Source organism: Ilyobacter sp., from assembly GCF_041583315.1.
Classification (GTDB): domain Bacteria; phylum Fusobacteriota; class Fusobacteriia; order Fusobacteriales; family Fusobacteriaceae; genus Ilyobacter.
The window spans coordinates 1-5,640 of record NZ_JBFHGC010000141.1 but is presented as its reverse complement, the minus strand read 5'-3'; the positions used below and the strand labels follow the sequence as shown (position 1 = coordinate 5,640).

Below are 5,640 nucleotides of genomic sequence, written 5' to 3'. Positions count from 1 at the left end.
GTAAATGAAAAAATGGATGCATTATTTAAAAAGTGCGGATTCAGAATTGTGGGCGAAATAAGATTTCCAGGTAAAGAGAAGCCTTTTTACTGCTACGAGAAGCTTTTAGTTAAATAGGATTTTAACAATATATTGCTAAAAGCCATCATTTTTTTAGTCGCAAAGTTTAATCTATATAAAGGTGTTTATATTAAATATACCTAACGATAGCTCCCATTATGATTTTTTTTAATAAAAATTTCACTATTAGGGTTGACTATATATATTTAACGAGGTACACTAGATTGATTTTTTTAATTAAATTTAAGAACAAGGGGAGAGATGAGTTTTATGAAAAAGGTTACGATTGGAGTTTTACTACTTGCCGCATTATTTATGAATGGATGTTCTGCTGTTATGGCTCTTCAAGGAGACAAAGATCCTAATTTGGCAGTAATACAAAAGGGGAATTCTAAAGCTGTTGTTGAAGGAGAATTGAGAAGTCCTATCCATACAGAGCAATTAGACAGTGGGAATATAATTTCAACATACCAGTATACTATTGGAAATGAACCAAGTGCTGGGAGAGCAGCCGTGTATGTTTTATTAGATTTAGGAACATGTTTTATAAGTGAGCTTTTAACTATGCCTTTAGAAATGGCTTTTGATGGAAAAGGAGAAACAAGACAGATAAAAGTAGAATATACTCGTGAAGGTGAAATTATAAAAATTTCATAAAAACTAAAATTATGTATTAAAGGTCAGGAGTTTCTCCTGACCTTATTTTAATTTTCACAAAAAATACTTTTCTTTTTTGGTAAAATCAGAGATACTCTAGTAAGGAGATTTTAAGACTAAATCTGAAATAAAAGAATATAGCTCAATCTGATAATAATAAAAAGGGGTGTTGCAGCTATGAGAAAAATACTTTTTAAGAGTTTTATACCGTTTGTGATCGGGATACTTATATTTTCTTTTTTGATACTGCTGAATCAGCTCAATCAACTGGCTTTATCTTCTACTTCATTACTTGGAAGCTACGGCTATGTAATAAGCTGGAGTCTTTTTATTGCTCTCGGGGTATACACCTTCTATCCGGTGGTAAGGATGCTCACAATGCCAAAGGTTATAAAGAGACCAGACGGAACCGCAAGCCCGGAAGAAAAGAGAGATTTTTATTTTTCCCATAAAGACAGGATAGTACGGGAATACTCCAGGAAAAACTCACATTTAAAAGACATAATATCCATTGAGAATATGGAGCAGCTGAAGGATGCCAACAGCATACAGGCCATAAGAAGTGCATTAGGTGGTATAGAGGCTAGTATGGACAGAGAGGTGGATTCTCTGGCAAAGGGTTATGCCACTGCCATATTTACTGCCACAGCTCTTTCACAGAACGGAAGCTTAGATGCGATATTTGTACTTAAACTTCAGCTAGAGATGATATGGAAAATAGCCAGGGTATACAATCAGAAACCAAAGCTGAAGGATCTTTTTTACCTCTATACCGGGGTATTCTCAAGTGCCCTGGCCTCTGCAGGAATATCAGAGATACCTGTGGAAGAGATAGCTAATACCTTCATAAACAGCAGTCTAAAAGGGATGCCTATTATCTCTAGGATAGGAAGCAAGATAATCGACGGTGTCTTTGAAGGAACATGCAACGCCCTCCTCTGTCTGAGGGTGGGGTATATTGCCAAGGGTTATAGTAAAATATCTGAAGATCTCGATGAAAAGTCCATAAGAAAGGGCAGCAGGATGAAGGCTTTACGGACTATAAAAGAGATAAACTATAAAGAGACCATTATAAATCTGGTGAAGAGGGATAAAAATGATGCTTAATCTGAAAAAAGGAGTAAAGAAGCTGCTTTTTCTGGACAGAGTGGAAAAGGTAGAGAAAACAGAAAAAATTCTCAAAGGTGATATCAAGAGATATGATCAGGATATAGAGGAGCTGAGGATAGAGGTAGAGGCTATAAATAAAGAGGTGGAAAAAATAAAGAAGACTTCCAAGAAATATAGGGGGATTTTCATCCTCCTGATTCTGGGAAATCTTCTTATGGGTTTATATATTCTGCTTAAAATAGGAATTTAAGCAGAATTTTCAGTAGAAACTGAGTTTGTTCAGAGTATCAGAATTTTCATAAACTGTTTATTTATTTTCGTGCTGGTATGCCCCTGCCCCGTAGTGTAATTCATAAGAGTGTGAATAGATTTCTATAATATTTCCAAAGGGATCTTCCATATAGACCATTCTGTATGGTTTTTCTCCCGGGTAGTATTCTCTTACTGGCATTCTTTGTTTTCCGCCGGCCTCTACGATCTTGGCTGCCAGACCTTCTACATCAGGATCCTTTACAGAAAAGTGGAATACACCAGTTTCAAATGGCTTAAATTCTCCCTGTGGCTTCTTATTGTTAGGAAATTCAAATAATTCAATTCCTATACCGTCTACAGTAGAGAGATGAGCTATTTTAAATGTCTTCCATCCAGTTCCGAATACGTCGATACACATCTGTCCTATGGCGGTATCATTTTCTTCTTCTATAACAGTGGGATTCATGATAACATACCATCCCATTACGTCCCCGTAAAATTTTACTGCTTTATCTAAGTCTGGTACTGTAATCCCTATGTGTGAAAATGCTCTTGGATATCTCATAAACATAAACCTCCCAAATAAATTTATTTTTTATATACTGAAAGTGTAACAGAATATACTTATACAGGGAAGTAGGCACAATTTTATCATCAAGTTACCTAGAGGTACCCTTTACTGAAAAATAAAGGATAAGAAGGTATAAAAAAATCACAAAATTAATTAAGGAGAGATTTTTATGTATAGATGGAATGGTAAAGATTATAAATGTCCTATAGAGGTGACAATGGATATATTGGGAGGAAAGTGGAGATCCCTTATATTCTGGCATCTGGGACAGGAAAAACTTAGATTTGGAGAGCTTCAGAGAATAGTCCCTGGGATAAGCAAGAAAGTTCTGACTGAGCATCTCAAAAATTTAGAAAAGGGAGGCTTTATAGAAAGAGAGGTATTTCCGGAAGTTCCTCCCAGAGTGGAATATTCTATTACAGGTAAGGGTAAAAAGCTTCTGGAAGTATTAAGTGTTATGGAAAAATGGGGCAGAGACTTTCACGAAACAGAGGGAGAAAAAGTATGATCTCACGGGGCACCTTGAGATACAAGGTAGTGAGAGCAGTAAAATAGATTTTTTAATAAATGTTCTTGGAGTCTGAATTCTGAGAACATTTTTTATATACTTTAAAAGTAGGGATATGAATTTATTTTTGGTAAATTAATAGTGGGATATCAATTGACGTTTCTCTAACATTTTCCTGTGCAAGAAAGGAGGAAATATTATGATAAAAAGAAGATTATTCATACTGCTGTTGCTTATATCTTTTACCGTGTTGTCTGCTTTTTCCTACGGAGATGCATATACCAAGCAGAAAAAACATGTAGACGGGATGACCGTCATGGGCAGAACCCAGCCCAGCCGTGATTTCATAGTGGAAACCTGGATCACTCCAGACAGGGTTTCGGTAGAGGACGGAAACAGCAAGACGGTTATTGAGTTTGACAAAAATATAATAAGCGTAGCCGATCACAATGAAAAAACAATTATGTCCATGCCTATGAATTTTTCAGAAATTGCCGATCAACAGAGTAGTGATATGTCCAAAGAAGATTCTGAAGAATTTAAAAATTTTATGGGTAAAATGATGCAGGTAAGCGTGAGTGTTACCAAAACCAACGAAAAGAAAAAAATAGGTCAGTGGAACTGCACAAAATATATACAGATCATGAACACAGGAATGGGTGAGTTTAAATCTGAGATATGGGCAACAGAAGATATTGATATTGACAGGGAACTTTATGCAAAATATATCTCTGCCATGAAGGGGACAATGCCCGGAATGAATGAAAACATGAGAGAGATCATAAAAGAGACCAAAAAAATAAAAGGAATGGAAGTATATTCAGAACAGACAACCGAGATGATGGGACAGACAATGAGATCATCCACAGAACTTCTGGAGTATAAAAAAGGCAGGGCTCCGGCCTCTGCTTTTGAAATGCCGAAGGGTTACAAAAGAGTGGAATTTTAAAATTTTTTTAGAATTAAGATCTCTGAATGAAACATTTAAATATTTAAAAAGGGACAAAAAATTGTCCCTTTTTTTATGATGCTTACTAAGATTAAATTTCTTATTTCTTAGCTCTCCTGAATACCATATTTCCAACTCTTTCAGGAAAAGAGCTTGATCCAGGGCCTCTCTCAAGTACAGATTCTTCTGAAATATGATAATGGTCTGCAACGACTTCTTTTACACGGCTTGAGCAGAACTGACCCTGGCAGAATCCCATACCTGCCCGTGTACGTCTTTTTACACCATCCAATGAATCTACCATGATTCCTCGGTCCAGAGAGTTTCTGATGGTTTTTTCTGTCACCTGCTCACATCTGCAGACAATTCTTTCGGGGTCTCCTAAGGGAAGGTTGATGAGAGGCATGGCTTCCTTCATGGGGATCATTTCTTCCTTTGGCTTTTTCTTTATTATAGCTTCTCTATAGGGGTTGAAATTTTTATTCTGAATCATTTCCAGTCCGGAATTTTGCAATATACCTGCTACATAGACTGCTATGGCAGGAGAGGACGTAAGTCCCGGAGATTCTATTCCTGCCACATTGACAAAACCTTTCAACGATGTCTCTTCTACAATGAAATCTTTTTTAGAACTGGAAGCCCTTATTCCTGAGAAGGACCTGATTACTTTTTTTGTATCAAAGTCGGGGACTGACTTTCTGGCTTCCTCTATAATGTGCTCTAGAGCCTCTATAGAGGTCCTGGTGTCTTCCTTGTCCTCTATATCCTGGGCATCGGGTCCTATCATGAGATTGTCGTGATAGGTAGACGTCACAAGTATTCCCTTACCCTTTTTAGTGGGACACTGGAATATCACTTTATTTATAATAGTTCCTGTTCCCTTTTCAAAGACCAGATACTCTCCCTTTCGAGGATGTATCTGAAATCCCCCTATACCTGCCATCTGAGATACCTTATCAGAGTAGACTCCTGCACAGTTTATGACGTATTTTGCTTCAAATCTATTTTTATTTGTAATTATGGAAAAGATCTCTCCCTCTTTGTGAATACCTTTCACCTCATTGTTTAAAAAAAGCTTTGCTCCGTTTTCAATGGCGTTTTCCATGAGGGCGATACAATATTCATAAGGAGAGGCTATACCTGCACTGGGACAGTATAGGGCGTATAGGGCCTCTTTGCTCACATTGGGCTCCATTTTCTGTATCTCCTCTGCATCTATAATGGTGAGGTCATCCACTCCGTTTTTTTCCCCGTTTAGCTTTATCTCCTTTAGATTTTCCAGCTCCTCTTGGCTAAAAGCCAGAACCAGAGAGCCACACCTTGAAAACCCGAAATTCAGCTCCTTTTCCAGCTGGTCAAATCTTTGATTTCCCTTTCTGCTGAAGTATCCCTTTCTTTTGCTGTGATCGGCATCATAACCTCCGTGAATTATCCCGGAATTAGCCTTTGTGGCACCGGTACTCACATCCTCGGCTTTTTCTATTACAGCGATACTTAGCTCATATCTTGAGAGCTCCCTGGCAATAGCAGATC

Annotated in this window: 7 protein-coding genes; 5 read left to right on the top strand and 2 right to left on the bottom strand. The window is 37.4% G+C overall.

The genetic code is table 11. From position 1 onward, the window contains the following. Positions 1 to 330 precede the first annotated feature (330 nt). The 3 genes from ABZA26_RS06385 (at position 331) to ABZA26_RS06375 (ending at position 2,077) form a co-directional block, all read left to right on the top strand. Complete coding sequence (locus tag ABZA26_RS06385; RefSeq protein ID WP_372713686.1) at positions 331 to 717, top strand: hypothetical protein; 387 nt, start codon at positions 331 to 333, stop codon at positions 715 to 717. Positions 718 to 894: 177 nt separating this feature from the next. Beyond that, complete coding sequence (locus ABZA26_RS06380; protein ID WP_372713685.1) at positions 895 to 1,824, top strand: DUF697 domain-containing protein; 930 nt, start codon at positions 895 to 897, stop codon at positions 1,822 to 1,824. Continuing rightward, positions 1,814 to 2,077 carry a hypothetical protein gene (locus ABZA26_RS06375; protein WP_372713684.1) on the top strand — a complete coding sequence of 88 codons (264 nt, stop codon included), beginning with the start codon at positions 1,814 to 1,816 and terminating at the stop codon, positions 2,075 to 2,077. The genes ABZA26_RS06380 and ABZA26_RS06375 overlap by 11 nt, the downstream gene beginning before the upstream one ends. 57 nt (positions 2,078 to 2,134) lie before the next feature. On the opposite strand, the gene ABZA26_RS06370 is transcribed toward ABZA26_RS06375, so the two are convergent. Beyond that, positions 2,135 to 2,644, bottom strand: a complete 510-nt coding sequence (locus ABZA26_RS06370; protein WP_372713683.1) for a lactoylglutathione lyase family protein — start codon at positions 2,642 to 2,644, stop codon at positions 2,135 to 2,137. A 175-nt stretch (positions 2,645 to 2,819) separates the two neighbouring features. Here ABZA26_RS06370 and ABZA26_RS06365 point away from each other — a divergent pair, with 175 nt between their 5' ends. Together ABZA26_RS06365 and ABZA26_RS06360 are read left to right on the top strand one after the other, a co-directional pair. After that, entirely contained in the window at positions 2,820 to 3,158 is a 339-nt protein-coding gene (locus tag ABZA26_RS06365) for a winged helix-turn-helix transcriptional regulator (protein WP_372713682.1), read from the top strand. Between the two features lie 199 nt (positions 3,159 to 3,357). Then, a complete protein-coding gene (locus ABZA26_RS06360) occupies positions 3,358 to 4,107 on the top strand; it encodes a hypothetical protein (RefSeq protein WP_372713681.1) in 750 nt (249 codons plus the stop codon). Positions 4,108 to 4,207: 100 nt separating this feature from the next. Here ABZA26_RS06360 and ABZA26_RS06355 read toward each other — a convergent pair. Beyond that, the coding region (locus ABZA26_RS06355) for an NAD(P)/FAD-dependent oxidoreductase (RefSeq protein ID WP_372713680.1) at positions 4,208 to 5,640 on the bottom strand (1,433 nt) is incomplete at its 5' end.

Bases quoted from the DNA above. Each gene is read 5' to 3' on its own strand.
- ABZA26_RS06385 (WP_372713686.1), top strand. From the start codon at position 331: ATGAAAAAGGTTACGATTGGAGTTTTACTACTTGCCGCATTATTTATG.
- ABZA26_RS06380 (WP_372713685.1), top strand. From the start codon at position 895: ATGAGAAAAATACTTTTTAAGAGTTTTATACCGTTTGTGATCGGGATA.
- ABZA26_RS06375 (WP_372713684.1), top strand. From the start codon at position 1,814: ATGATGCTTAATCTGAAAAAAGGAGTAAAGAAGCTGCTTTTTCTGGAC.
- ABZA26_RS06370 (WP_372713683.1), bottom strand. From the start codon at position 2,644: ATGAGATATCCAAGAGCATTTTCACACATAGGGATTACAGTACCAGAC.
- ABZA26_RS06365 (WP_372713682.1), top strand. From the start codon at position 2,820: ATGTATAGATGGAATGGTAAAGATTATAAATGTCCTATAGAGGTGACA.
- ABZA26_RS06360 (WP_372713681.1), top strand. From the start codon at position 3,358: ATGATAAAAAGAAGATTATTCATACTGCTGTTGCTTATATCTTTTACC.